This is a genomic window from Mycobacterium sp. MFM001 (assembly GCF_003402475.1).
Taxonomy (GTDB): Bacteria; Actinomycetota; Actinomycetes; order Mycobacteriales; family Mycobacteriaceae; genus Mycobacterium.
Window position 1 is genome coordinate 1 of record NZ_BFAB01000022.1, and the last position, 26,077, is coordinate 26,077.

The 26,077-nt window shown below is 60.7% G+C and carries 23 protein-coding genes and 1 pseudogene; 11 read left to right on the forward strand and 13 right to left on the reverse strand.

The genetic code is table 11. The features are described from left to right. Positions 1 to 450: 450 nt before the first annotated feature. The 3 genes and pseudogenes from MFM001_RS23135 to MFM001_RS25010 all read right to left on the reverse strand — a co-directional run. On the reverse strand, positions 451 to 666 hold the full coding sequence (locus MFM001_RS23135) for a hypothetical protein (RefSeq protein ID WP_116377599.1): 216 nt from the start codon (positions 664 to 666) through the stop codon (positions 451 to 453). 511 nt (positions 667 to 1,177) lie between these two features. Further along, entirely contained in the window at positions 1,178 to 1,402 is a 225-nt protein-coding gene (locus tag MFM001_RS25260) for a helix-turn-helix domain-containing protein (RefSeq protein WP_371685614.1), read from the reverse strand. Beyond that, positions 1,376 to 1,650 (reverse strand): annotated as a pseudogene (locus tag MFM001_RS25010) (endopeptidase La); the annotation flags it as partial. The gene MFM001_RS25260 and the pseudogene MFM001_RS25010, both read right to left, overlap by 27 nt. 192 nt (positions 1,651 to 1,842) lie before the next feature. On the opposite strand from MFM001_RS25010, the gene MFM001_RS25015 reads away from it, so the two are divergent. Then, positions 1,843 to 2,424 (forward strand): transposase family protein, encoded by a 582-nt coding sequence (locus tag MFM001_RS25015; RefSeq protein WP_238159355.1) that lies wholly within the window; start codon positions 1,843 to 1,845, stop codon positions 2,422 to 2,424. Further along, on the forward strand, positions 2,331 to 3,110 hold the full coding sequence (locus MFM001_RS25020) for a transposase (protein WP_238159356.1): 780 nt from the start codon (positions 2,331 to 2,333) through the stop codon (positions 3,108 to 3,110). Before MFM001_RS25015 ends, MFM001_RS25020 begins: the two co-directional genes overlap by 94 nt. A gap of 2,481 nt (positions 3,111 to 5,591) precedes the next feature. Here the strand turns inward: MFM001_RS25020 and MFM001_RS23155 are convergent. From MFM001_RS23155 to MFM001_RS23200, 10 genes are all read right to left on the reverse strand, one after another. Continuing rightward, entirely contained in the window at positions 5,592 to 6,173 is a 582-nt protein-coding gene (locus MFM001_RS23155; RefSeq protein ID WP_116377621.1) for a hypothetical protein, read from the reverse strand. A 210-nt stretch (positions 6,174 to 6,383) separates the two neighbouring features. Beyond that, entirely contained in the window at positions 6,384 to 7,064 is a 681-nt protein-coding gene (locus MFM001_RS23160; protein ID WP_238159358.1) for a hypothetical protein, read from the reverse strand. Positions 7,065 to 7,127: 63 nt separating this feature from the next. Beyond that, positions 7,128 to 8,081, reverse strand: a complete 954-nt coding sequence (locus MFM001_RS23165; protein WP_116377600.1) for an MlaD family protein — start codon at positions 8,079 to 8,081, stop codon at positions 7,128 to 7,130. Continuing rightward, positions 8,078 to 9,073 (reverse strand): MlaD family protein, encoded by a 996-nt coding sequence (locus MFM001_RS23170; RefSeq protein ID WP_238159359.1) that lies wholly within the window; start codon positions 9,071 to 9,073, stop codon positions 8,078 to 8,080. Before MFM001_RS23170 ends, MFM001_RS23165 begins: the two co-directional genes overlap by 4 nt. After that, on the reverse strand, positions 9,070 to 10,167 hold the full coding sequence (locus tag MFM001_RS23175) for an MlaD family protein (RefSeq protein WP_371685613.1): 1,098 nt from the start codon (positions 10,165 to 10,167) through the stop codon (positions 9,070 to 9,072). Before MFM001_RS23175 ends, MFM001_RS23170 begins: the two co-directional genes overlap by 4 nt. Beyond that, a complete protein-coding gene (locus MFM001_RS23180; RefSeq protein WP_116377601.1) occupies positions 10,167 to 11,126 on the reverse strand; it encodes an MlaD family protein in 960 nt (319 codons plus the stop codon). Before MFM001_RS23180 ends, MFM001_RS23175 begins: the two co-directional genes overlap by 1 nt. Beyond that, a complete protein-coding gene (locus tag MFM001_RS23185) occupies positions 11,123 to 12,187 on the reverse strand; it encodes an MlaD family protein (protein ID WP_116377602.1) in 1,065 nt (354 codons plus the stop codon). The genes MFM001_RS23180 and MFM001_RS23185 overlap by 4 nt, the downstream gene beginning before the upstream one ends. Beyond that, a complete protein-coding gene (locus tag MFM001_RS23190) occupies positions 12,184 to 13,188 on the reverse strand; it encodes an MlaD family protein (RefSeq protein ID WP_238159361.1) in 1,005 nt (334 codons plus the stop codon). The genes MFM001_RS23185 and MFM001_RS23190 overlap by 4 nt, the downstream gene beginning before the upstream one ends. Before the next feature lie 50 nt (positions 13,189 to 13,238). After that, positions 13,239 to 14,057 carry an ABC transporter permease gene (locus MFM001_RS23195; RefSeq protein WP_116377626.1) on the reverse strand — a complete coding sequence of 273 codons (819 nt, stop codon included), beginning with the start codon at positions 14,055 to 14,057 and terminating at the stop codon, positions 13,239 to 13,241. 50 nt (positions 14,058 to 14,107) lie between these two features. Beyond that, a complete protein-coding gene (locus tag MFM001_RS23200) occupies positions 14,108 to 14,935 on the reverse strand; it encodes an ABC transporter permease (RefSeq protein WP_371685615.1) in 828 nt (275 codons plus the stop codon). 551 nt (positions 14,936 to 15,486) lie between these two features. On the opposite strand from MFM001_RS23200, the gene MFM001_RS23205 reads away from it, so the two are divergent. The 9 genes from MFM001_RS23205 (at position 15,487) to MFM001_RS23255 (ending at position 26,060) form a co-directional block, all read left to right on the forward strand. Further along, positions 15,487 to 16,113, forward strand: a complete 627-nt coding sequence (locus tag MFM001_RS23205) for a TetR/AcrR family transcriptional regulator (protein ID WP_116377604.1) — start codon at positions 15,487 to 15,489, stop codon at positions 16,111 to 16,113. A gap of 123 nt (positions 16,114 to 16,236) precedes the next feature. Continuing rightward, positions 16,237 to 16,503 (forward strand): metal-dependent hydrolase, encoded by a 267-nt coding sequence (locus MFM001_RS25025; protein WP_238159362.1) that lies wholly within the window; start codon positions 16,237 to 16,239, stop codon positions 16,501 to 16,503. Positions 16,504 to 16,577: 74 nt separating this feature from the next. Then, positions 16,578 to 17,543 (forward strand): SDR family oxidoreductase, encoded by a 966-nt coding sequence (locus tag MFM001_RS23215; protein WP_116377605.1) that lies wholly within the window; start codon positions 16,578 to 16,580, stop codon positions 17,541 to 17,543. A 1-nt stretch (position 17,544) separates the two neighbouring features. Continuing rightward, entirely contained in the window at positions 17,545 to 18,471 is a 927-nt protein-coding gene (locus MFM001_RS23220) for a ferritin-like domain-containing protein (RefSeq protein WP_116377606.1), read from the forward strand. Positions 18,472 to 18,479: 8 nt separating this feature from the next. Beyond that, positions 18,480 to 19,919: an NAD(P)/FAD-dependent oxidoreductase gene (locus MFM001_RS23225; RefSeq protein ID WP_255422504.1), complete on the forward strand. Its 1,440-nt coding sequence runs from the start codon at positions 18,480 to 18,482 to the stop codon at positions 19,917 to 19,919. Positions 19,920 to 20,140: 221 nt separating this feature from the next. Further along, complete coding sequence (locus MFM001_RS23230; protein ID WP_116377608.1) at positions 20,141 to 21,625, forward strand: NAD(P)/FAD-dependent oxidoreductase; 1,485 nt, start codon at positions 20,141 to 20,143, stop codon at positions 21,623 to 21,625. A 197-nt stretch (positions 21,626 to 21,822) separates the two neighbouring features. Continuing rightward, positions 21,823 to 22,275 carry a hypothetical protein gene (locus MFM001_RS23235; protein ID WP_238159363.1) on the forward strand — a complete coding sequence of 151 codons (453 nt, stop codon included), beginning with the start codon at positions 21,823 to 21,825 and terminating at the stop codon, positions 22,273 to 22,275. 585 nt (positions 22,276 to 22,860) lie between these two features. Beyond that, complete coding sequence (locus MFM001_RS23245; RefSeq protein ID WP_116377611.1) at positions 22,861 to 24,090, forward strand: serine hydrolase domain-containing protein; 1,230 nt, start codon at positions 22,861 to 22,863, stop codon at positions 24,088 to 24,090. 461 nt (positions 24,091 to 24,551) lie between these two features. After that, positions 24,552 to 26,060, forward strand: coding sequence for a carboxylesterase/lipase family protein (locus MFM001_RS23255; RefSeq protein ID WP_116377613.1), 1,509 nt, complete (start codon positions 24,552 to 24,554; stop codon positions 26,058 to 26,060). The last annotated feature ends 17 nt before the right edge of the window (positions 26,061 to 26,077 follow it).

Here is a 26,077-nt window from a genome sequence, read left to right on the forward strand (position 1 = left end):
GTCGATCCTCAAGCGGCTAACGACCAAGGTTCCCTAGACTAGATGATGTCGAATGCTGTTGCGGGTGGGGGGCTCACCGGGGCGTCGCGACGGGTGATTTGGCTTTGTCGCGAACGATCGCTGCGGCGTACTTCAACCAGTCCGGTCGTCGGTGTTGGCAACCTGCGCGAACAGTTCGGTGACGGCGCGCTCGAGGCGGGCAAGTGGTTCGTCGCGGGGCGGCAGAGCGCCGTGGGCGATGAGCATCGCCCGCAGGTAGTCCGCGGAGCGTCGGCTGGGTTCAGGACTCCTGACATAGCTCAGTAATCGGGGTGCGGTGATCGGTGGGATTTGATGCCGTAGCGCAGGATGACGTGGTAGCTTCTGGCGTCCCGCCCCTATTACCTCACCAAATAGCTCTATCTATTATTGAGCGTCTGGACTGCGCCCATCCCGGACAAAGTGGCGAAATCAGTTGTTAGAAAACAGATTTCTAAACTGAACGCGGACACCATGTCTGGAGTCCTGGGGTTGGGCGTCGAGCGCTTCGTGAGACACCGACATCTCGCCGCGCGTGATCGCGGCGAGGATGGCGGCGGCCGCACCCTTGCGTAGCCAGTTGATCGCGGTCAATGGGTCGCTGGTGGCCACAATGGCATCGCGGATCGCGGAGAGCTCGATCGGCACGCGTCCAGTGTGGTCGTTCAGTAACTCGTCAGTGCGTGCGCGCCAGGGTGCATCGGGCGCAGTAGCCGCGGGTGAACAGCTTGTCCTCGACACCGCATCCGCTGCAGACGTGCCCGACGGGTCCGCGGCCGGAGCAGTCGCCGCAGGTGGTCGCCGCAGGGCTCGTGGGCGCGACCAGTCGCCGATGATGCCCGCATGCGGCGCAGTTGCCGGTGCGGCGCAGCGCGGCGGTGTAGCAGGGGTCGCAGACCGGGCCCTCCGGCTAGCGGGCGGTCGGCGGCCGGGTGTGACCGCAGTGCGCGCAGAGGGTGGTGCTGCGGGGCGCGGCAACGGGTGCACACCGGGTGACCGGCCGCGACACCGTTGCAGGGGCGTTCCTCGCCGCAGGCCGTGCAGATAGCGGTGGGTGGCCGACAGCAGCTCGAGCAGATGGCGGCACCGTCCGGGCCGACCCGCTTGGTGATGGGTCGCACCCGCGCGCACCGACCGCACAACCGGGCGGCGCCGGTGCTCACCGCGGCTCCTCCGGGTCGGCGACGATGCGAGTCCGCTTCGGCCGAAGATCGCGTGGAATCTCCTGCGCCGGCATCGGTTTCGTGCCGACGGCGCGTTTGGTGCCGGATCTGGCTTCGACCACCGGCTCGATCAGGTCCGACGGCGTGCAGTCGAGAATGTCGCACAGCGCTGCCAGAGTGTGCAGCGACAGCCGTTCCGGGATGAACCGCCACCGGCCCAGGTAGCCGCCGAGGTCGGGCTCGTCAATGGTCACCGGCGAAGCATCGTCGGCCATCTTTGTCGTGACTTTTGCGCAGCGCCTTGGCCAGCAGCCGCTCGAACTGTTGCACGCCCGGCTCGGGTTGTAGTCGGCGGCGATCTTGCGCAGCGCCGCCTCGGTCACCGTGACTTCCTCAGCCGTTAGCCCTTCAGCCGTTAGCCCTGCCCGTTCCCGCTGCCGGGCAGCAAGAAGTCGCGGGCGATGGCCAACCTTGTGGTCTTCGTATAGCGGCTCTTGAATTTTAAACGGGCAGTTGTGATTTCGCTCTCATAGGGCGTGTCGTTGCATGTGGAGGCCCTCGGCCTTCCGAAGTCTGAAGTTGCGACATTTCAGGCGGAGGAAGGACACCGAGGGCCGTGTCTGACGGTACGACATTGTTGTTTGGGCTGCCAGGAGTACGGGTGGAGCGTGTCGAGCGGCGCGCCGACGGGACCCGGGTGGTGCACGTGGTCACGGCCGACGAAGCCGCGGCGGCGTGCCCGGAATGCGGGGTGGTGTCCAGCTCAGTCAAGGAGCATGCGACGACCTCGCCGAAGGACATTCCCTATGGTCACGACGACATCGTGGTGCGCTGGCGCAAGACCCGCTGGCGCTGTCGGGAGGACTATTGCGAGAAGTCCTCGTTCACCGAGGCCATCGAGCAAGTCCCGGCGCGGGCGCGCACCACGGCGCGGTTGCGCACCGCGATCGGGGCGGCGATCGGCGACGCCGGCCGGGCGGTCTGCGAGGTCGCCGACGCCCATGGCGTGTCGTGGCCGACCGCGCACCGCGCGTTCGTCGCCCACGCCGAGGCGCTGCTGGTCGAGCCCGAGCCGGTGACGGTGCTCGGCATTGATGAGACCCGCCGCGGCAAGCCGCGCTGGCAGCGCTGCGAGAGACGGGGCGGTGGGTGCGGGTCGACCCGTGGGACACCGGCTTCGTCGATCTCGCCGGTGATCAGGGCCTGTTGGGGCAGCGTGAGGGCCGCACCAGCTCCGTGGTGATCGACTGGCTGGCCGAACGCAGCCCCGAGTTCCGCGCGGGTGTGCAGTTCGTGGCGATCGACCCGGCCGCGGTCTACGCCACCGCGGTCCGCACACCGGGGCTGCTGCCCAACGCGACAATCGTGGTCGATCACTTCCATCTGGTCAAACTCGGCAACGATGCACTGACGAAGGTGCGCCGCCGGGTCACCTGGGATCTGCGCGATCGCCGCGGCCGGAAAACCGACCCGGAATGGGCCAACCGCCGCCGACTGCTGCGGGCGCGGGAACGCCTGTCGGACAAGAGCTTCGCCAAGATGTGGAACGCGATTATCGACGAGGACGAGACCGGCCAGATCCTGTCGGCGTGGATCGCCAAGGAAGAACTGCGCACCCTGCTGTCCACCGTGCGCGCCGGCGGCGACCCGCACCTGACCCGGCATCGGCTACACCGCTTCCTGGCGTGGTGCATCGACTCACAGATCCCGGAGCTGCTGGCCCTGGCCACCACCATCGACACCTGGTGGCCCGAGATCAACGCCTTCATCGCCACCGGCATCACCAACGCCCGCACCGAGGGCTACAACCGCCTGGTCAAGCAGGTCAAACGCGCCGCGTGCGGGTTCCGGAATCGAGACAATTCGGCCCGCCGGATACGATTCCACTGCACCCGCAAACAGCGGGCCGCAACCCAGATTTCATGCTGATTGCCCGGTCAAAATCGAAGAGCCCGTATAGCCGTCGATCTGCACCAGCTCCATGCGGTCCAGCAGCGCCGACGGGATCTTCTCGGTGAGACTAGAGCTTGGAACCTTCACTGACCACTCGGGAAGATACGCCCCTTCCCAAGCAGATCCACAGATTTCAAGCATTGCTCTCCGTCGACACCTGCGACGAAATGTAGTGAATCATGATTTGAAGGACGTGCTGCCGTAACAAGCCGCATTGCCCACATCCAACGTGTTCTGGCATCTGAGGGTTTTCCCGATATACAGACGTACCGTGACCCACTTACCGGGCTGCCACACGGGAGCCGCGATGCTGCTTCGCCAGTCGGCGCGAATTTCCGCGCTGTCTGTTGACAAGCTGCGTGGGTTAGCCATCGTCACGTCGGTTCGCCAGGGCAGTGGAACATTCTCTCGGAGCTGCCGCGTGAACCCATCATAGTACTCGATATTATCTGCTACACGGACGAAATCCGAGACGACCTCATATGTCACGCTCTCGTCAGCACGTGCGATGGGGGCGAGCCCTATGGCAATAGCCCCGCTAATCAACGCGGTCGCAATGGATCGGCAACAAATCATTTGCTCTCCGGGAAGTAGTCAATGTCAAATTCATGGGAAGGGCTGAGAGCGCTAACACGCGGAGGCGGCGATAGTGCACCCTTTATCGCGGCAGATTCGCTCTTATCTGCACCTTGAGGAAGGTAAGCTTTTGTGTCGACGCCGCGGCCGACATCTTTCAGCCCCTCTAGCGGGTCAACGATCGGGACTCGCGTTGCGGCCTGGTTAAGGTAGGTGTCGGTCGGTCGGTTGATGATCTGGGCCAGCTGCTCGACAACCGCGTTGTACCGCAAGGGGCCGCATGATGTTCCGCTGCGGGCCGGCGCCAACGCATCTCTGAGGTTTGCTGCTGGATCCGCGAGAGCTGAAGACGCAAGCGAGAGCTCGCCAGCGAGAACCGTGACAACCACCGGCGATGCGATCCCCCGACGGCGCCCGTGAAGCATCGGCGTCGACGTATCACCGTCGAGAGAGCTAACTGATCGCTTCATTGCTTGCCGCACCCGTCATGCGCGGCCCGGGCAAGCCACCAGGCGACCGGCCATGATCGCTTACCTTTCTCCGTGTTTCGACGCCCAAGTCCTCCAACGCCGAGCCCACCAGAGCGACTATCAGAACCAATTTGGCTCAAGGGTAGGTTGCCGCCGAACTTTTGATGGCGCTTCATCAGATCTGCCAGCCTCATTTCCATGCCACATCCGTTGGCGCCCAATGCGAAATCTAATGAGCAAGTTTTCATTGTGAATTGGACCCGTCGACGTGTTGGCTCCCGTAAGTGTCGTGGCGCCGAGCATTTCGACGCGGCCCATCCCCATCGCAACAAGCTGGCAATGCGGAATCCTCAAGCCGACGAAGCCGCCTTAGTTCAGCCCGGAGGGCATGATCCGTAAGCATTACAGACATAAGACCGCCTGTCGTCCCAACCTTTGAACCAAGTCTCTGTTTGTGTGACCAAGAACTTAATCTCACCGTGTCCGCAGTATGTGCTCCCGTCGGGCGTGACCGCACAGGTCGTTGAGTTGTAAGTTACGTAGCTGCGCGGCGGCAGCGTTCGCTGCCCTTGTCCGGGAGGAAACTGAATGGCCGCCGTCCAGCCATGGTGTACCGCGCGGTCGCCGTTGTACCAAGCGATGTGGTTGTCGCGCGGGGGTGCGCCCGGGATATCACCAGTGCAGCCAAAGCTGCCCCAGAACCAGATACCGCAGTTGAGTCCAGAGGGTGACAAGAACCAGACATACTGTTGGCCTGTGGTGTCGCCGACCAGCGGCTGATGGTCGGGAGTGAAGAATTCTTCCGGCTGTAGTTGGTTGTACCAGGCCGTTATGTGTGCCATGTCGGGAAAGGGACTGGCTGCAGCATCGCCGGGGGGTTCGGTGTGGCCTGGGACCGCGGTGCCGAACGCTAATCCGACCGCGGATCCGACTGCGGCGAACCACCGGCGGTAGAGGTGAATTCTGCGATTGACGCCTTGAGACACCTTGCCGGTGATTGAGAACCGCATCATTGCCGCTCGACGGCTCTTCGATTCCGGCGAGCGATCCCCAGCGATTCTGGCCTGACTGCAGTGATCCGAACGCGGATGGGCAACGTGGTGAAGTACCATCACATGGCCTCGAATATGAAAGGTTCGGTGGACATCTGACGTGGCTTTCGACCTGATAGGCCGTGTCGACGCACCCCGAGACTGTGTGTTGAGTGACCGCCGCCACAAAAGGCTCCGGGTTCTGCGCGTAGTCGATCGATCGTTGGTGGCAGGGATGTCGGCGGGCTTCCACCTCCGGAACACGCCCGCCGACGTGATTTGCGACGCCTTCTTGGTGCTCCGCCTTGCGAGGAGTCATCGAGCCTCCGCAATGGCCTGTAGTTAACTTTGCTCAATATCATCTTGGTTGGGAATATGTCCTAGTCGCATACATGCGATCGGCTAATGCGGGTACCCCAACGCTTTACCCTCTGGACTGATGGACCTGTGAACCAGTCGGGCTGATGGGCTTTGATGCCGGCACTTACATTAGACAGGTGCTGCCACAGTAGGTAAAAGCTCTCACCCTCGTAAAGCGGAAAGTAAACGTCGCCCACATAGTCGTGAGCCTGCGTGAGCGCCTGGACGCGCGGGGCGAGGAAGTCTACCGACTGGTCGATGTTTGAGGTGACGATGTCGACCTGTTGCTGAATGTCGCCGACGCTGTAGTCAACGTCGCTACCCGAGAAATTTATGACACCCGGCCCATTGGGGGTGATCCGGTTGAATTGCAACCTATCGATCTGGCGTCTCAGTGTCTCGTACTGAGCGTTGTACCACTGACACATCTCCCGCTCCGCGGTGATATCCGCCTCGGTGACACTTCCCCGAGTTTGGTCGTAGGGAAACGGAAACTTCGGTGCCCAATTCGAGGGCGTCGGCGCGATCACCGGTAAGGGCCGGATTAGATCACTATCGGGGGAGGGCTCATAGGGTGGATCGGCGCGGGATATCGAGCCCATCACGACAGCCGCCGCGGACAACACAATCGTCGCGAAAGCGGCGACGATGGCGCCTTGGCGAACTTTTTCTCCGCCAGTGTTACTTCTCAGTGTCGCGATTCGCACTAGCCAGCCTGGCGGAGGGTTTGAGCAGCGCCAAGTAGTTTCAACCGTCCGGTTAGTAGCCCGTTTAGGCATCAGAATCCTCGTTTCCTCCGCACTGTGGCGACTTTACTTCTGCTCTACCACGCCGCCAATCCCGCCGACATCGGTAATTTGCCAGTTTTTCTTGCTGTCGATCGTGACGCTGTATGTCGCCGTGGACTGCAGCGGGTCCGGGGCTTGGACGGTCTTGGTGAGAACGCTGACAAAACAGTTGACGACATAGACTCCGCCGATGTCTGAGTGAACCTTGGCCTCAAGAGGATGTGCTGTCGAAGTCCATTGGAGAGGAACTAGGATCTGTTCCATTTCCGTCGCCGCCTTGCTCAGCTTCTCCTTGAGTTCGGGGCTAGTTCCCGCGACGAGCTTGACCTTCCAAGCATTAAGGTCTGCGAAATTCATCTCTGCCGCATTTACCGCGTAGTCGAGAGCGACCTTTTCAGCATGTGCATTGTTTTCGGATTGACGAGCCTGGACGTCGAGTTTGTGCTGCGATCCAACGTATAACCAAGCCAACACGCCAACGGCACAGGCCAGTCCGGCGATTACCGCAGCAACCACCAACGTACGAAGGGAGATCGACAGCCGCAGTCGTCGCGGAGATTTTTCGTCGTTGGCCTTGTCCTCGACCTCCGACTCGGCGGGATCAGTCCGGGCCGACTCGGCGGGATCAGGCCGGGCCGCATCATCAATCTCGGGTTCGCCTGCGACCGCATCTGGTTCGTGCAGGTCTGATTCCTTAACCTTCATAAGCACACCTCTTTCAATTTCAGTTCCGGTAAATCCAGATAGGGTAGAATCGTAATTGTTCGCTTAATTCCCAGGGATGGCGACATGCAGCGTAATCGTACCGTCTTCCGGCAGGCCATCCAGCACGTTGGCCAGAATCTGGCCGGTGTCAAAGTTCAGCAACGCGCCAGCGATTCCCTTGATGTGTGGCCGGATGGCTTCACCCAACACCTTGAGGTCGCCGCCATTGTTGTCCAAGAATTTTTGAATTCGGTCAATGAAATCATCAAATTTATACAGTATTCTCGGCGCACCCCAATGGACGATCGACGGCAAAGTGCTCAGGGTTCCTCGAAGATGTGGGTTGAAATTGTTGACCTCAGGTGTGAGTTCAGCGAGCTTGGGGCCAAGCCACCCGGCGTTGCGGAGTAGTGTCTGGAAGTTGTCAAGCAGTTCCTGCCCGTGGCCGTGCAGATCCGCCGCAGTGTTTCGCAGCAGCCTGCTAGTGCGTGACAGGTTGGGTAGCGCTGACTTTGGATCTGGCAGTGCGGTGTCGGCCTCTCTGACGACGCGCTCGAGCGCGCCGGGGTCAAGTTGGTTGAGGACCCGCACGACGCTTGTCGCCAACTCGGATATCGATGGCGGCTGTATTATCGATTTTGCGGCGATGCGCTGGCCGTCACGTAAATTCGGTCCGCTTTGAGTCCGCGGAATCAGGGCAATATAGGATTCACCGAGCGCGGATAAATTCTCAAGGCGGACGTCACTGTCAACGGGAACGTGGAATTGGTCACGGAGATAGAAGTCGACAGTTGCCCCGTCGACAGAAGAGTCGATATTACTGACCTTGCCGACCGGCACGCCTCGCAGCAGAACGTTTGATCCGACGACGAGACCATTGACATCAGCTACCTTCATGGAGACATCGGTGCGGTGGGAAGGCGACCCGATCCGGAGACCGAGCGAGCCGAAGTAGCCAATTCCAAACGCAATCATTATTGCGAAAGCGATAAAGGACGCCAGGTCTCGTAGCCTCATGGTGCCGCCCCTATGATTCGTAGCACCTCTTGGACATTGCCCGAGAGTTCTCGCCCGTCGGGCCCAATTATCGACGTGATGTTCATCGCCGGATATTTATCTTGCGGGAGAAAGTATTCGTAAAATAGCGGCCGCCACGCGTGCACCTCCGCCTCGAACGCGCGTTTGTCACGCTGCATCGCTCCGAGGGCGTCGGTCAGTGAATTCAGTAGTGGCACCAGCCAGTATCCGGAATCGTAGACGCTGCCGGCAGAAGAAATAAGCTCAGCGACGGTTGTTGTCAGGGTTGTCTGACGGTTAAAGCCCTCCATCCCTTTCGGCGAGAACCAGTACTGGAAGTTCGGGATTCGGTTATGCATTACGTCAGCCGTTCCGGACACGCCCTTAAGCCATTCGTCGACCGTGTCCATGTTCTTCGATAGGTCAGAAAGGTCGGCGGCCACCCGAGAAGCGATTTGGCGTGCCGTATCTCCCGTCGGCGTCACTCGATTGATGCCGATAATTGTGTTCTGTACGCGTTGGATGGAGCCGCTCGACACGAAATTCGCCAGATTCGCGATAGTGTCCTCCAGCTGTGGCGGAGAGGTGGTTTGCGCTAGCGGGACTCTGGCCTCCGGACCTAATGGGCGAACGGCTGGTTGGTCGGTCTGGGGGCGGTTGAGGGCAACATAGATGTCGCCCAGCACCGTGGCTTGCTGCAGGGCGGCATGGATGTTCGACGGCACCAGGACGTTGGAGTCGATACGCGAGGTGACGTCGACGTGACCCGTTGTGACTGCCACTTTGGTGACGACTCCGACTGTCGTGCCGTCCATCACCACCTTTGCGTGATCGGCCAGATTAAGCACGTTGTCGAACTCAATGACTATGTTGTATCCATTGCGATAGGCATTACCGGGCTGAGGCAGCGCGTCGACATTGATCGATGCACATGATGAAACCGCGACAGCACTTGCGGTGACCACTGCGGCCGACCACATCCGGCAGTTCATCGCTTCGCCGCCTGATTTAGTACGTACTGCAGCAGTGCAACGTCAACCGCGTACGGCTGTCCCTGTACGTTTGCGCAGCTTCCGCGCATCGACGCGTTCATGATGTTGCACAGCGCGACCCCATCCGGCGTACGGATTCGATACAGGGGCGGCCGGTACCGGATCGGGCTGAAGGGCCGATTGTTGAAATGGTTGGCCAGTGTGTTGACCCACCAGGCAACCGGATTCAGGAGATTCGAAAGCCGGGGGGCGTGTGCGCTCAGCTTCCTCAGGGAGAACCCCACGGCGTCGAGGGTGAACTGAATCTCCTGCCCGAGGTTTATTTCCAGATCCGTAACCAGGCTGGTTAGCCAGGCGACCCCTAATACTACCCGTCCTCCATTTAGGAGTGCCACGTCAATGTCCGGGGTGGTCTTCACCGCGTCGTACAAGATCTCCTTCAGCGGCCCTCTGATCTCCTTGAGTACTGAAGTCAGGTGAGCCAGGTTCGTGATGATGGAACCGATGTCGTTGATCGCCTGGTCAGGGCTATCGAGTAGCGCCGAGGACCTGGTCAGCAACTGATTGATGCCGGTTCCGTTATTGTGGATCGCCTGATCGAGCTCACGCACAACATCACCGATATTCGTCGAGCCGTTGGGGTTGATCGAGTTGATGAAATCGGTCGCCGACCCGATCACTTCGGACAGGCTCTTGGGGGTCGACGACCGAGTGAGTGGAATACATCCGCCCGCGGGCAGTTGCGGGCCCGATTCATAGTTGCCGACGAGTTCCAGCGACCGGTCGGCGAGGATCGACGTCGACCTGATAATTGCCTTGACATTACGCGGCAACGGGCGACGCTCAGTCACGACGAAATCGACACGAACGTCGAGTGCACCCGGGGTGATGGTCTTGACTTTGCCGATCTGATAGCCCATCTGGGTGACCGGGTTGCCGGCATACAGCCCAATGCTGTCGGGCATGATCGCGCAGTATTCGGCGCGCTGACTCCCGGGTCGCGCCATGCACGAACAGCCGGCGGCGACCACCGCCGCGGCCGTCACGCCGATCACGGCGGCCCGGCAAAGGCTGCGTGAACCTGACGCGGCCACTAGCACGGACTCCCCGGTACCGGCATGCACAGGTCGGTCGCCAATAGCTCTGGCGGCGCGTTGTACGCATCCAGGACCCGTTCGATTTTTCTTCGCAGCAGGCGCAGCGCCCGCCCTGTCACACCATTGCGCTCCGCCCAATATCGCGCTTTTTCTTGCCAATGGCGAATCTTTTCGAGAAAATCGTCGCGATGATTCTCGTAAAAGACACCCACCGGTGTGATCGCGTCAAAGACTTCACCCAGGTACCCTAGCGCATCACGAAATCCCTCGCTGTAGATAAAAAGCACCTGTTCCAGAATCGAGCTCTTGCGGACGACTTCTTTGAGCTCGTCACCGAAATCGCTTAGGGTCTTGATGTACTCATCGGATAGATTGAGGATGGCAGACACTTGTCCGCGTTGCTTCTCAATGGTTGACATGAGACTGTTGCCCGCATCGATTATCGCGGACAGCGACTCGACGTTGGTGCCACTCAGCCCCTTCTGCACTTGGTCCAGCGACTGATTGATCGGCGTCGGGTTAACTTTTTCGGTGATTTTGGTCGCATCGGCGAGGGTACGCATAAGGTTATAGGGCATAGTCACGCGTTGCACCGGAATAGGTTTGGCGCCCAAGGGGGTGTCACCCAGTGACACGATGTTCACGTAGTAACCCCCGACCACGGTGAGCATCTGCACTTGAATCTGCGATTGATCTCCGACGAATGCGTTGTCTTCGACTTGTGTTCTTACCCGCACCTGGTTGCTTTCCAACGCAAGGTCTTTCACCTTGCCGACGGTGATACCCGCGATTCGTACCTGGTCTCCGGGGCGGACCGAGGCGGCATCCTCAGTGTAAAAGGTGACGATTTTCTGCGCCGGAGGGCTGATATACAGCGCGGCCGCCACCAGCGCCAAAACGGTCGCGAGGGCAAGCGCCCCAACACCCCACAAAATCGGATTCCGCAGCACTTTCATCGATTGCACAAGACCACCTTTTGCCCATTCACCAGGATATCCATTGGCGCTGGTAGCTCGAAGCGACCCTTGGAGCACGGCAGCGGAGCCCCGGCTGCCGGCGGTTCGGGGATATTTTCCCACACGACCGGAACCAGTTTGAACGCATCGGTATAGTCGTCGACATTGGTAAACGCACGATCCAGCGCCGCATCTATGTCGCTGGGAATTTCAGGAGCAGCCTCGGGCCCAAGCCGCCAACGAATAGTACTGTCAGGAATGGTTGGAAACCCCACGTTAGCCAACAATTGAAGAGCGGCACCCGTGAAACCGGGACCGTAGAGGTGAGATTTCCGGAATTCTTCTTGCGCTTTTTCTAGGAGATCATCCAGCATTCGTAGGTTAATCCAATCCACTATCTGGGTCACGTCTTTTGAATCCCCACCGATGGACTTCGCGACTTCTGACAGATTGTGCATCAAAGTTGCCACGACTTGCTGGCGGTCCGACACGAACCTTGTGAGCTTGCGGATGCTGTCCAGCATCGGCGCCAAGCCGCCGCCATCGCCGGACAGGTATGAAACTGCATTTGCTGTGAAGGTGTTTATCTCCTCGGGACTCAGCGTCGCGATCACAGGTTGCAGCCCGTTGAATAATGCCGTGATGTCAAATGACGGTCGCGTCATCGCAGTGGGCACATGAGTCACGAGATCGGCGGTCGAATAGCCCTCTGCCGGGTTGATGACGTCCACATACCGCACGCCGGTAAGAGCCTGGTACTTGACGGCAAGCCGAGTGGCAGACACCACACCATATCTTTCGTCGAGCGTAAACCCGACCTCGCCAATACTTTGGCCACCCCGGCGCTTGAGCTGCACGAGGTGAACGTTTCCAACACGAACTCCCCGAACACGCACGTCGGCGTTCAAATGCAATCCGGATACGTCGGTGAACTCCGCGGTGTAGAAGCGCTTATGGGCAGCCACGGGGTGCTGAATGGCGTTTGCAATCAGGATGAACAGGATGATCGCGACGACCGCACTTATCCCGAGCCGCCACAACGCTGCTGCAGGCTTCATCAGGGGCCCCCCATCGCACTAAGCGGACCTGCCACGCCGGGAAGGCTGTCAAGGACGATCCGGACTCGAAGAGCACGTTGTTCAGGGGTGCCGGCGTACATCTTCTCAAATCGGGAACGCAGTTCCGCCAGCATTTTTGCGAAGCCTTCCGGCCTGATCAATGGCGGCACCACATCAGTCAGCGCGTTGACTGAGTCAACCACGGAAATCAGATCGCCGAGGTGTGACGCCTCCAGCTTGCCCACAAGACCCAAGACCTTTGTGGTAGCCACCTTCTGGGTTGGCAGGAATTTTTGTTCCCATTCTTCGGCGGTGACGTCCGCACTCCCGATATGCCACAGAGTATCATCGTTGTTTAGGAGAGCATCCGCAAGACCCACCAGCGCATCGAAAGTCGACGGAAATGCGACACTTAGTCCCGTCGTGTTGGTTAAGAGTCGCTCGGTACTCACCGTTTGCACGCGGGCGACGGCATTACCCGCGATCAATACCGTTTCGATCAGCGGATCGAGCGCGTCTGTATAGCGAGTGGCCTTATCGATCACCTGAATGAGCTGTGGGGTCAACACGCCAGTGGACTCCTCACCAAGACGAGACAGCAACGCCTGGAGAGTGAAATTTCCCTTCGGCACCGTGTTTATCTGCGTCCCGTCGCGGAGCGGTTGGCCACCGGTACCCGCGATTAGATTAATACCGGTGACACCGAAATAGTTGACGGGCCGAAAATCGATATTCATCGTCGCAGTAAGTCCCGCGACCGGCTTTTTCTGCAGGTCAGCATTGAGCCGAACGCCGCCGCTGGGCAAACTGGAGACGGCCGTGACTTCTCCGACCGTAACCCCGTGCATGACCACCGGCGTTCCTTTGGCGACTCCCTGCCCGACATACGGTGTGTCAATCACTACCGAAATTAGGCCAGCCGCACGGCCAGCGAATGGATGGGAAACGATTAACAGCCCGACGAGGACACCACATAGCACCACCGCCGTCCCGACGATGGTCAACGTCCGCCTCTCAGCTTCCGCCGAACCGTGTATTAGCACGCCCGCACACCCTAACCTTTGAACACGAACTGGGGTTGGAGGCCCCACAGCGCCACGGTAGTTGTAAAATCCAGCACCATGATCGCGACCAGACTTGCCCGCACGGCGCGCCCCGACGCCTGACCTACACCCACCGGGCCACCCGTGGCGACATACCCGTAATAGCAATGGATCAACGTCACCGCTGTACAGTAAACCGCTAATTTTATTACAGAATAGCCAAGATCCCTTGGTGTAAGGAATTCAACGAAGTAGTGATTATATGTGCCGCCGGGTTGACCGTGAAATACCCGGATGACTGTGTCCATTGTAAAGAATGTCGCTACTAATGTCACGAGGTACCCCGGGACCACAGACATTAACCCACCGACCAGGCGAGTACCAACCACGAACGGAATCGGCCTAAGTCCCATTGCCTCGAGGGCGTCGATCTCATCGGAGATGCGCATGGCGCCGATCTCGGCGGTCATCCGGGCCCCCGTCTGTGCGGCGAACGCGATACCTCCGACCAGCGGCCCGATCACTCGAACCGCTCCTACCCCGGCGATAATCCCGGATACGGCACCGAACCCGATAATATTCAAGACGGCAAAGGCCTCAATGGCCAACGAGGCGCCCACGACCACACCGAGAATCAGCAATACGCTTATCACCCCGCCGTCAACGATGAGCGAGCCTCGGCCCCAAGCCAAGCTGTTCATTTGCTGCAACGTTTGCCGCCGATATTTACGAACCGTTAGCGGCAGCGACAAGATCGTTTGAGCAATGAATACCACCCACTGCCCGGTTGCACGGAACACCTCGGAGATCGCCCAAGCGAACGGTGTCATCAACCTTGTGCTGAAATCCTTCGAGGGTACGGCGGTACCACTGGAAGCCACTACGCCACCTCCATCGGAAAGAACATCGTCTGCAACTGCGTTATCGCGAGGTTCGCGAAAACAATGCCGACGACATTGAGCACTACCGATGAATTCACGGCATCAGCGACACCGCGCGGACCACCCTTTGCCTCCATTCCACGAAGCGATGAAACTATCGCCACAATCGCCGCAAACACGATGGTCTTGCCGATAGCGAACCATACGTCCACCACCTTCGCGAATGTTCCAAAAGATTGCCAGAAACTTCCAGTGGACATGTCGCTGACTGACACCGCCAATATGAATGCGGCCCCAGTTCCCGCCGTGACGATGAATATGCAAAGAACGGGCGATAATATTAATAGTGCCAAAAAACGCGGCACGACCAAACGGCGAACCGGGTCTACGCCTATTACCCGCATCGCGTCGAGCTCCTCACGGATCGCGCGCGCTCCGAAGTCGGAAGCAATGGCCGACGCCGCCGCGCCACCCATCAACAGCCCCGCGGTGATCGGCGCTCCCTGCCGAACCACACCGACCCCACTCGCCGCACCGAGCAGAGAGGTTGCCCCCAATTGATTGACGAATCCCGACGACACAACCGTTACCATTGCGCCGAACGGAACGGCCATCAGCAGAGCTGGCACTACTGTGACTTTGAGCAATGTCCATGCCTGCACGAGGAGCTCGCCGACTGGGAGGCTCAACGAAATCGCGTCAATCACCGTATAGCGCAACACGGCTGCGAAGAGCTGCACACCGCGACCGGTCGTAGACGCACTGCGCACAGGGATTTTAGCGACGTATGATAGCGTTCTTGTTACCCTAACCGCCGCCCCTAGCAGTCTTGCCGGTCGATACTTGGCATCGGCTGACACCGGCGGCCGCGTGAAGCCAGTGCCAAGCGCATCCTCAATTAGCGGCAAAGGTCCCTCGCTGGTCCCTCGCTCTCCGCTGCTAGCGACGACCCGTGTCGCCTTGACTCCGTTGGGTGGCCACAGGGTCAGTCGGTCGAGTGGCATCTGTTTGTTCTCTTGGGCTCACGGCGCGAGTCCCTGCAGTGTCCCGGTATTCCGCAGCTCGCGCGGCTGAAGAATATGGCACGGAACAGGTGTGGTGGAAGCACTCGTTTCTTAGCCAGTCGGTGGGAGACGTTGAGCTGGGCCATGAGTTCGTGGCGGCGAGATCTTGGTCGTCTCATTCGAGTTGCAGCCGTAGCTCGACGTATGAGGCGTAACCCAGCATCTGCCATCACCTGATGTCTCCCCATGTCTGGCCCCATATGCCCACATCCTGCCCGGAACGTCGCACAAGACCGTCTATTTATCGCCCGTTCTCCAGTCTATGTCAAGAGTCGACTCGACATTCCGTTAGTGACGGTGTTATCATCCGAGACATGACGAAGCCACTGTCTCGCGCTGAGCGTCAGCGTGAGGAACTTCGCCGCGAGATCATCGACGCCGCCTTCGCGCTATTTGGGGAGCGGGGTTACCACGCCACGGGGGTGGCGGATATCGCCGCCCGGGTAGGGATCGGGCACGGTACGTTCTACCGCTATTTCGAGAACAAGAGGCAGATCCTCGATCGGGTTGTTGACGATCTGGTGACGCGGATCATGACAGTCCTGGCCCTCGATCCATCCGATGCCGCCGGCACGCTGCAGGAGTACCGGGCTCACATGGCCCGGTTGGCGGATGGGTTGTCGGAAGTATTTTTTGCCGACCCACGCATACCGCGGCTGTTACTGCTGGAATCGACCGGTGTGGACGCTGCGCTTACCGGCCGAATGTTTCGGTTGCTGGAGTCGATGGTCAGCCTGACGGCCGAGGTTCTGGCACACGGTGTCAAGCAAGGCTTCGTGCACGCCGATCTCGATGTCGAACACACCGCGCGAGCGATCAACGGCATGGCGCTGATGAGCGCGCTGTACGGCGCGACCGACGAGAGCGGCCCCGAGCACATGAGGCGTCTCAATGCAGCCATTCTGCGAATCATGTTCGACGGCATCCGCAAACAGACCTGAATCGGGTGTGCCTGAGATGCGTTGCTGCGCATTGATTTCGTCAGCTAGGGCGCGGTGGATCCAGCCGGACACGGCGCAAGGGAAGTCCGACCAGAGGAGATCGACACCATGGAGAATAACCGGATGCCCGAACCAAGTTCACAAGGGGAAGAACTCGCCGTCCGCAGGATGCGCTTCTCCTACCCGCCGGAGTCGCTACCGCGTCACTTCGTCAGTTCCGACATCATGATGAGTCATCTGCTGGCGATGACATCCGCAACATTTCCTGAAGGTGAAGACCTCTTCGTGCGCTCGGTGCGACGCTTCCGCGACGACGTGCGCGATCCCGATCTGCTAGCCAGGGTCCGCGGGTTCATCGGGCAGGAGACGCGGCCGCGAGCATCGCAATAACAACAATCGGTGGCGTGAGCTGGGTTATCCAACGCATCCAGATCGCACAGCAAGGTTAGGCGGTGATGTCGGCGATGTGGCCGTTGGGAGGCAGACGGGGTTCGGGTCAGCTCCGACTGACGGACGCGGTGGTGACTGGCGGTGGAAGCGGGATCGGCCGGGGTTTTTGTCTTGAGTTGGCCCGTCGGGGTGGACGGGTGGTGGTTGCGGATATCGATGAGGCCGCGGCCAAAGAGACCGCCGAGCTGGTGGAGGCGTTGGGTGGACGCGGCCATGCGATCTGCTGTGATGTGTCGAACCTGCGGGATGTCGAGGCGCTGGCCCGCTCAGCCGAACAGTGGTTCGGCGCGCCGACGGGTCTGCTGGTCAACAACGCAGGCATCGGTGTGGGCGGGCAAGTGGTCGGCCAGGCTCGGACGACCGACTGGGAGCGCACGATCGCGGTGAATCTATGGGGTGTGATACACGGCTGTGAGGTGTTTGTGCCCAGGATGCGCCAGGCCGGTCGGGGCGGGATCATCAATATCGCCTCAGTGGAGAGCTTTTTGCCGGTGCCCAGGATGGCCGCCTACAACGTGAGCAAGGCCGGGGTGCTGGCACTATCGGAGACGCTCGCCGCCGAGCTGTCCGGCACGAATGTGATAGTCAGCGTGGTATGCCCGGCGTTCGTCAAGACGAACATCATCCACCCGGAGGCGATCGACGCGGCGTTGCTGCCGCTGGCCGAAGCGGCCATGGCCCGGTACGGGTGGACTGCCGAACAGGTGGCCCGGGTGTGTCTGAACGCCCACGAGCGTGGGCGGCTACACGTGTTGCCCCAACGTGACGCGCGACTGATGTGGCTGGGCAAGCGGCTGGCGCCGGCTGCGTTCACCCGCGCGGTTGGCCGGCTCGGTCGACTGATGCCCTCCCGTATGCCACCGTTGAGCCCGCCGGGGCCAACGGCGTCCGCACCGGTTGCGGCGACACAGAGAAATAGAAATCCTGAGGCGCCGACCCCTGTGTACGGGGACGGCGGCGAAACTACTAAGGAAGTTTGACATGCCTATCAACACCGACGAGATGCTGGACAAGATCAAGGATCGGCAGTGGGCGCTGGCCGACATCGACTGGGATGCTCCCGGGGCGGAGTTGATCACCGATGAGCAGCGTGTGGCGCTCAAGCAGTTCATGACCGACATAGTCTGGGCAGAGCAATCGGCCGCGTGCGGGTTCAAGGCATTAGAGCTTAAGGTTACCGACCCGGCGCTAAAAGAGATCTACCGGATATTTCAGGCCGAGGAGCAGCGTCACGCCAACGCCGAGCTGGCTTTGATGCACCGCTGGGGCATGCTGGGGGAAGGCGATGAGATTCCGGAGCCGAATATCAATATGCGGCTCGTCATGGACTGGATGGACCGCAATGTCGACAAAATGTCGTTGTCGATATTGGGCACGTTTATCCCGGTAGCGGAGGTGATGCTGGATGGGGCGCTGGTGAAGTTCCTGCTCGATGAGGTGGCCGACCCGGTTTGTCACCAGACATTCGCGAAGATCAACGCTGATGAGTCTCGCCACCTTGCGGTCGATTTCCATCTGCTTGAACTGCTGGGCGCACCGAGGCTGCGCCGTCTGCTGATCAACACCGTGACCACCATGGTTCGCCCGTCGATGCTGATCGGGTTGTTGAAGTTCGGCCCGCTGCTGTCTCGTGTACGGGACAACATCATCGAAATGGGTCTGGAGGAGGAGAAGCTCTACCGCGCCATCAAACGGTTCAGCGAGGTCGGCGACAGGAGCCCGACGACACCGCGTAACCCGGTGTATCGGCTCGCGAGGGGTTACGCGAGCATGGTCATCGATCGCCACCATCCATTCCACCGTTTCATCGGCGATCCCCTGGTCCGCATGTCCGACCACTATCCGCGCTGGTTGTTGGGTGAAAAGCCGTCGTGGGTCCGCACATTGACCTACGAACCACACGCATGAGCGAAACGATGGGGCGCGGCACCCAGAGCAAGCCGGTCGCGGTGCTGATCATCGGGGCGGGGTCAAGTGGATCGAGTATGGCGGCCCGCCTTGTCGCTGCCGGTGTCGACGATGTCGTGGTTCTTGAGCGGAGCCCGCAAGACAGCTGTTCCCCACACCGATCCAACTTGCCGGGGCGACCAAGCGATCTGCCGTCTCTGCTTCCGAGACCGCAGTGTCACCGAATGCAGCGCCGCGTGCATTTCGGCCAGGATGTCACCGGGTTGGCCTTCGCGGAGGATCGCGGGCACTGGATTGCGCGCACCGCCGCCGGTGAGCGGTTCGCCGGGCGTTCGGTCGTGCTGGCCACCGGTTCCTGGCTGGCCCCACGCGTTCCCGACATCCGCGGGCTGGACCGGTTCGCCGGCGAGATTCTGCACACGGCGCGGTGGGAACCGGGCCGCGACTTGGCCGACAAGCGGATCGCCGTGATCGGCACCGGCGCAACCGCGGTGCAGGTCACGCCCGAGCTGGCGAAGCAGGCTCGTCGGCTCAAGGTGTTCCAGCGCACCGCCCGATGGATCCTGCCCCGCCCGGATGCCATGCTCGGCAACCGGCTGCTGGCCTCGGTCTCGCCGAGTCGGTCCGCCGCCGAGCGGGCGCTGCTTTGGGCGCACGAACCGTGGGCCCTGCCGCCGGTGCGGCGTCACGTCGTGACGAGCCTGATCGAGCAGCTGGCCAGGGCGCACCTGCGCCACCAAGTCTCCGACAGCTGGACGCGTCGGCTGCTGACCCCGGACTACCGCCCGGGTGACCGACCGCTGTTGGTGTCCAACGAATACTACCCGACGCTGCAACGGCCCAATTGCGAGTTGGTGGCCTGGCCGATCGCAACGATCAGCGAGACCGGCATCAGAACCGCCGATGCCGTCGAGCACCAGTTCGACTGCATCATCCTGGCTACCGGGCGCGACCCCGCCGTCCCGGTGTTGCCGTTCCCGGTCGTCGGACGCCAGGGCAGGGGATTGGCCGAGCAGTGGGCCGGCGGGGTTCACGGCTACAAGGGCATCAGCATCGCCGGGTTTCCCAACCTGTTTTTCATCCCCGAGCCCCACCCCGGCGTGAGTGACAGTTCGGCGTTGCTGTACCAGGGCGCACGCATCGACTACGCGCTGCGGGCCATCACCACGATCGAGCGGGAGAACATTCGTGTGCTGGATGTGACCCGCGAAGCGCAGCAGCGCGACGGCACCGCGCTGCGTGTCCACCCGCCGGTGGATGCCCGCAGTTCCACGGGCCGATACCGGATGCCGCACCGGCCGGGATTCGGCTCGATGCTCTACCCGGCAACGGCCGTGGAGTATGCGAGGTTGGCTGCGGAACTGCAGTTGAGCGACTACGCCCTCGACGCGGATGTCCCCGGCCACGCCGGACAGTACCGATACGACAGCGCTCCAGCTGATCGTTGAGGAAGGGTACGGCTTTGGTGGGATCTGACTACTGGAATACCAACCCCGGCGTAGCGGTCAACGTCGCCTCGCTCAGTTCCAGTTTTTTCCATAAGCGCTCAAGTTCGTCGCGGGGCTACGCGCCGAGACATAAGCCCGCGATTAGCCCGAGCAGTGGGCTGCGCCCCTGAACACGAACCCATGGAAATAGCAGTAACTTCGAGTAAAGGACGGTTTCCTTCATGACTGAGGAGCAATACCGCTTCATCATCGTCGGCGCAGGCTTCGGCGGTATCGGCGCCGCGATCCAGCTCAAGCGGCTCGGCTACGACAACATCGTCATCCTCGACCGCGAGGCCGACCTTGGCGGAACCTGGCACGTCAACCGCTACCCCGGCCTGGCAGTCGACATCCCGTCGCCCACCTACTCGTACTGGTTCGAGCCCAACCCGTACTGGTCGCGGCTGTTCGCGTACGGCCCAGAGCTCAAGCAGTATGCCGAATACGTCGCCGACAAGTACGACGTGCGCCGCTACATGCGGTTCAACACCACCGTGGAGGGCGCCCACTGGGACGAGGACGCGCAGCTGTGGCGGGTGACGCTGGCCGACGGCGAGACTCTGACCACGCGTTTTCTGATCACCGCAACCGGCTTCCTGTCCCAACCGCGCACCCCCGACATCCCGGGTATCACCAGCTTCGACGGCAAGATCATCCACACCACGGCGTGGGAAGACAACTACGACTTCCAGGGTCGCAGGGTCGGATTCATCGGCACCGGAGCCACCGCAGTGCAGGCGATCCCCGAGGTGGCCAAACAGGTCGCCGAGCTCACCGTGTACCAGCGCACCGCGATCCACGTGGCGCCCAAGGTCGACTTCGCCATCCCGGTGTGGCTGCAGCAGGTGTTCGCCCGGGTACCACTGGTGCACCGGGCCCTCCGGCTGGTCACCGACACGCTCTGCGAAGCGCTTTTGACGACCGCGTTGCTGAACTTCCGGCAGTTCCGATGGTTGAACATCGCCATCGCGGATCTGGCCAAGGTCAACCGATTCGTCTGGATCCGCGACAAGGAGCTGCGGCGCAAGCTGACTCCCGACTACGACTTCGGCTGCAAGCGGCCCACCTGGTCCAACAGCTACTACCGTACCTTCGCCAAACCACATGTGCACCTGGAGACAAATTCGATCGAGCGGATCGAACCGGATGGCATCATCACCGCCGACGGGCACAAGACCGTCATCGACACCTTGGTGCTGGCCACCGGCTTCGACCTGTACGACGCCAACTTCCCGGCCTTCGAGATCATCGGGCGCGAGGGCCGCAACCTGGGAAAGTGGTGGCGCGAAAACAGGTTCCAGGACTACCAGGGAGTGTCCATCCCGTATTTCCCGAACTACTTGAGCTTGGCCAGCCCATTCGGCTTTTCCGGGGCATCCTTCTTCAACGCCATGGAATACCAGATGCGCCACATGGACCGGCTTTTCGGCGAAATAAAGCGAAGGGGCGCAACGATATTCGAGGTGACCGAAGAAGCCAGCAGCCGCTTCAGGGACCGGATGGCTCCACTGCTGGACAACTCGGTGCTCTACATAGGTGACTGCGCCACGTCGCGGTCCTACTACTTCAACCATAGCGGCGAGGTGGTATTGCTCCGGCCCACGTCGACCCGCAATGCAGTGCACGAAGCCTCGACCTTCCCGTTGAGCGATTACGTTTTCGCTTAAGGGAGGGCCGATGTAATGGCGGTGTTTTTTGGCGGGCTCGGCATGAGAAGAACCCCCGCTGAAATAAGGTGAGTGATGACCGCTGACAGCCTATAGCGTTGGCTTTCGTCCACACAAGGAGAGGCGAAGTGCTGATACGGTCCGTCGTTTGCGACAGTCGCATACTAGTTGGTCTAATTTGGTGGTCCCTTCCGTGGGTGGCATCGGCACTGATCGCCGCAACGGTTCTCTCTGCAATTACCTCGCTCGCACCTTCAGCCCTCGCTGATCCAGCAGCCAACTTCAAGGATGCGGTGGCATCAGCGCGCGGCGAAACATCATGCAAACCATTGCAATATAACGCAGTGGTCGAACAAGCGGCCGAAGTAATCAATCGATCGACCGACGCTTATCTTAATCATGTCGCAACACGAGTCCCCATCGATGACCCACGGGAAGTACTTGAGGGGCTGAAAGATCTCGGATACCGCGCCACCAAGGCTATTCTGCTTCGGGGTGCCAGCAGGAGCGAGGCCCTCGCGATAAAGGGCGCACTACTGGAAGGCTATGCTGCGATCCCCGATTGCTCGTACACAGACTTCGGGCTAAACGTGCGGCGGAACGAAGCGAATGGATACATTTTGACTTCGTTGGTGTTAGCTGGGCCCTAACCGCTTGAGTATCGACTTTCGGACAATTTTCGGGTCACGGAAAAGGAGTGGTTCTGATGATGTGGTTTTGATGATAGCGTGGCGGCGGTGGGTGATATCGGCCCCGGCGACCGGCAGCTCGGAGTTGATTGCAAACGGGTGATAGCGCCCCACCAACTCCGCTGGGGCGGGCGGTGCCGATGGTGACCTTGATTTGTCTGGCCGCCGCGCGCCTAGAGGGGGCCCGCCCGCTGTGCAGCCCGGCCTCGGCGAAGACCAGCGCGGTCTGCGGTGTGGAGATGGCGGTGATCTGCGGGGAGAGGCTTCGGCACAGCAGCGCGCGGCTGGCCATGTTGGCGCGCCTGAAGGATGCGCCCTGCTTGTGGTGGCCGTTGACCGGGAGCAGCAGCGAGTCGATGTCTGTGAAGACGCGTTCTTCTGTCCTGGAAGCAGCGGCACCGCTGTGCGAGCGCCACCAGATGCGCGTGGGCCCGCTGCGGCGAGTTGATTGGAGTGCCCGAAGGTGAACCTGCGCAAGAAGTTCCGCTCTGTATGGCGGGTGCGTGTCCAAACAAGCGACGGAGCTATAGAAACGGAGCTATAGAATTGGTTCTAAGAGTCAAAGTTTTGCCTGAAACCGTCGGCGGTGGCGTCGACGAGGGATACGGCAAGGTTGCAGATGCGTTTCACCGAAACATGGCCAGCGGTCAGGAGATCGGAGCCGCAGTCACCGTATACCGTGATGGCCGCAAAGTCATCGATCTCTGGGGTGGATACCGCAACGGTAGCACGCAGGAACCATGGCAGCAGGACACCCTCGTCAACGTGTTCTCGACGACCAAAGGAGTTGCTTCACTCGCCGTCGCGGTCGCCGCTTCTCGCGGGCTCATCGCATATGACGCCAGAGTGGCCGATTACTGGCCGGAGTTTGCCCAAGCCTCCAAAGGCTCGATCACTGTGCGGCAGCTGCTTTCACACCAGGCTGGGCTGGCGGCGATCGATCCTCCGCTCACGCTGGCCGACGTGGCTGAGCCGGATCGAATGTCAGCGAAGATCGCCGCACAGCGGCCGGCGTGGCGCCCCGGCAGCCGCCATGGGTATCACGGCGTCACACTGGGTTGGTACGAGTCCGAACTTATTCGTCATACGGACCCGAAGGGACGTACTCTCGGCCAGTTCTTCGCCGACGAAATCGCCCGGCCGCTTGGATTGGAATTCTACATCGGACTGCCAGACTGGGTCGGCCGAAATCGCTTGGCGCACATACACTGCTGGTCGTCGCGAACAGAGATGTTCCTACACCTGCACACAATTCCTCTACGCCTCATCGTCTCGATGTTCAACCCACGCAGTCTCTCCGCTCGGGCCTTTAATCTTCCCGGCGCGGGCTTCCTCGATGCATTCAACAGCGAGGAGATCCGTGTGGTGGAAATGCCGGCAGCGAACGGAACGGGGACAGCTCGATCAGTCGCCAGGTTGTATGGTAGCGCTGCCATCGGAAGCCCTGATCTCGCATTGAGTCCGGGTGTCCGCGACGCATTAGAGACGGCCGCGGCACCTCCTACCGGCGGCTTGCACGACAAGGTACTACACATCGACACCAGGTTCTCACTCGGATTCATGAAGCCATTCTCCAAATTCGTCTTCGGTTCCACGGAGAAGGCGTTCGGAACACCCGGTATGGGTGGCTCATTCGGGTTCGCCGACCCGGATACCGGCATCGGGTTCGCATACGTTATGAACCGGATGGGTTTTCACGTCTGGAACGACCCGCGGGAACTCGCGCTCCGGCAAGCACTCTTCCACGACGTGCTTGGAGCCAGACCCCAATCATGACTCGATGCCAGATGCTCCTATATTCAGGGACAATGATTTTTGGGCTGATCCGGGAATTCCGTGGGTTTGTGGGTAGAGCTGGAGCCCGCCGCAGTGGAAGTAGACGGCTGTCTTGAAGTGCTCTCGATTGCGGTAACCGCGGACGGGAGTGGAAATCCCCGAAAGCGTGGAGGCATGCACCACGAGGTAGGAGCATGTCAGATCAGAGACACGTAGGAGGTTCGACCAGGATTTCGGGAGGGGGTGTCCCAGGAGCGGCCTAATAGTGGCCTAATACTGCAGCCGTAGATCGGGATCATTGATTCTGCCTTCGTCGGTAGTGGGAAAGGTTTGCTCGGTATTGTCTGGCGGCAGCCCGGCCGCAGTGATACCGGGACAACCTCGGCAGCTGGGGCAAGCCTGGTACGCCTCAGATTCTCCACCGTAGCGGAATGTGAATGGCTATTAGCTATAGTCGAGCGATGCACGGTCGTACTGTCTGCACCGCAACAGCTTCCGGCTTGGTGGAGGGCTTTTCCCGAGACGGCGTGACCAGGTGGCGATCTATCCCCTACGCCGAGCCTCCTGTGGGGGCGTTACGCCTAAAAGCCCCTCGGCCAATCAAGCCGTGGGAGGGAGTCTTGGGCTGTCACCGTTTTCGGTGCTGCGCACCCCAGGCGCGCAAATACACAATGGTTGGCCTGGGCAAATTCCAGCCGATCAGCGAGGATTGCTTGACGCTCAACGTCGTCGCACCCGACACCGGATTCGAGCGGGCATTACCTGTGATGCTGTTCATCCATGGCGGTGCGTACTTCCTCGGCAGCTCCGCGACACCGGTGTACGACGGGGCTTCCTTGGCCCGCAAGGGGTGCGTGTTCGTATCAGTTAACTACCGGTTGGGCGCGCTTGGAGCAGTAGATCTCTCGTCTCTGTCTACCGACGAGTTCCGCATCGACGACAATCTTTATCTGCGCGATCTGGTCATGGCGCTCCGTTGGGTGCGTGAGAATATCGCAAGCTTCGGCGGCGACCCCGACGCTGTGACGATATTCGGCGAGAGTGCAGGGGCACACGCAGTGGCGACACTGTTGGCTGTTCCAGCCGCCGAAGAGTTATTCGCTCGGGCCATTTCGGAGAGCCCCGCGAGAGGTTTGGTTAGTTCCCGCGAAGAATCCGAGGAGTACGCCAAGAAGTTCGCGACGATTCTGGGAGCTCGGCCGCGAGACGCCGCTGCAGTTTTGATGACCGCGCCGCCGAGCGACCTGGTGGCGGCACTGGATCATCTGATCACGCAGGAAAGCCGCAACATGCCCGGCGCCTATCCGGTCGGTCCCACATATGGAACCGATTACCTGCCGCTGGATCCGATGGATGCTTTGCGCTCGGGAAAGGCGCACCGCGTGCCGCTCATGGTGGGTAACAATGCCGAAGAAGCCAAACTGTTCACTCGGTTCCTGAAACTGCTGCCAACGAACGAACCTAGGATCGAGCTGCTGCTGGCGACGGTGGGATCCGCTGAGCGCGAGCAAATTACGGCAGCGTACCCCTCGTATCCAAAAGCCGCCGGGTGTATCGAATTAGGGGGGGACTTCACATTCGGATCGATCGTATGGCAGATCGCCGATGCGCACAGCGCGTACGCTCCGGTGTACGTCTACCGCTACGACTACGCTCCTCGTACGTTGCGATGGTCGGGCCTGGGTGCTACTCATGCCACCGAATTGCTCGCAGTTTTCGACGTCTACAGAACGCGGTTCGGTCGGCTGCTCAGCGCGGCCGGCGATAGACGTTCGGCGCTGCGCATCACCGAGGAAGTCCAGGCGCGGTGGTGCGCCTTTGCCAGGACTGGTGCGCCTGGAGCGGGTTGGCCCAATTACACCAGCGCCGACCGGGCGGTGATGATCTTCGACAGGACATCGCGAGTCGAGTACGACCCGCTCGCTGTTCGTCGGCAGGTGTGGCAGCACTTCGAGGTCAGCCGCCGCTGACCGCGATCTGCCTCGCC

Bases quoted from the DNA above. Each gene is read 5' to 3' on its own strand.
- MFM001_RS23155 (WP_116377621.1), bottom strand. From the start codon at position 6,173: ATGGGCTCGATATCCCGCGCCGATCCACCCTATGAGCCCTCCCCCGAT.
- MFM001_RS23160 (WP_238159358.1), bottom strand. From the start codon at position 7,064: ATGAAGGTTAAGGAATCAGACCTGCACGAACCAGATGCGGTCGCAGGC.
- MFM001_RS23165 (WP_116377600.1), bottom strand. From the start codon at position 8,081: ATGAGGCTACGAGACCTGGCGTCCTTTATCGCTTTCGCAATAATGATT.
- MFM001_RS23170 (WP_238159359.1), bottom strand. From the start codon at position 9,073: ATGAACTGCCGGATGTGGTCGGCCGCAGTGGTCACCGCAAGTGCTGTC.
- MFM001_RS23180 (WP_116377601.1), bottom strand. From the start codon at position 11,126: ATGAAAGTGCTGCGGAATCCGATTTTGTGGGGTGTTGGGGCGCTTGCC.
- MFM001_RS23195 (WP_116377626.1), bottom strand. From the start codon at position 14,057: ATGACACCGTTCGCTTGGGCGATCTCCGAGGTGTTCCGTGCAACCGGG.
- MFM001_RS23205 (WP_116377604.1), top strand. From the start codon at position 15,487: ATGACGAAGCCACTGTCTCGCGCTGAGCGTCAGCGTGAGGAACTTCGC.
- MFM001_RS25025 (WP_238159362.1), top strand. From the start codon at position 16,237: ATGCCCGAACCAAGTTCACAAGGGGAAGAACTCGCCGTCCGCAGGATG.
- MFM001_RS23215 (WP_116377605.1), top strand. From the start codon at position 16,578: ATGTGGCCGTTGGGAGGCAGACGGGGTTCGGGTCAGCTCCGACTGACG.
- MFM001_RS23220 (WP_116377606.1), top strand. From the start codon at position 17,545: ATGCCTATCAACACCGACGAGATGCTGGACAAGATCAAGGATCGGCAG.
- MFM001_RS23225 (WP_255422504.1), top strand. From the start codon at position 18,480: ATGGGGCGCGGCACCCAGAGCAAGCCGGTCGCGGTGCTGATCATCGGG.
- MFM001_RS23230 (WP_116377608.1), top strand. From the start codon at position 20,141: ATGACTGAGGAGCAATACCGCTTCATCATCGTCGGCGCAGGCTTCGGC.
- MFM001_RS23255 (WP_116377613.1), top strand. From the start codon at position 24,552: ATGCACGGTCGTACTGTCTGCACCGCAACAGCTTCCGGCTTGGTGGAG.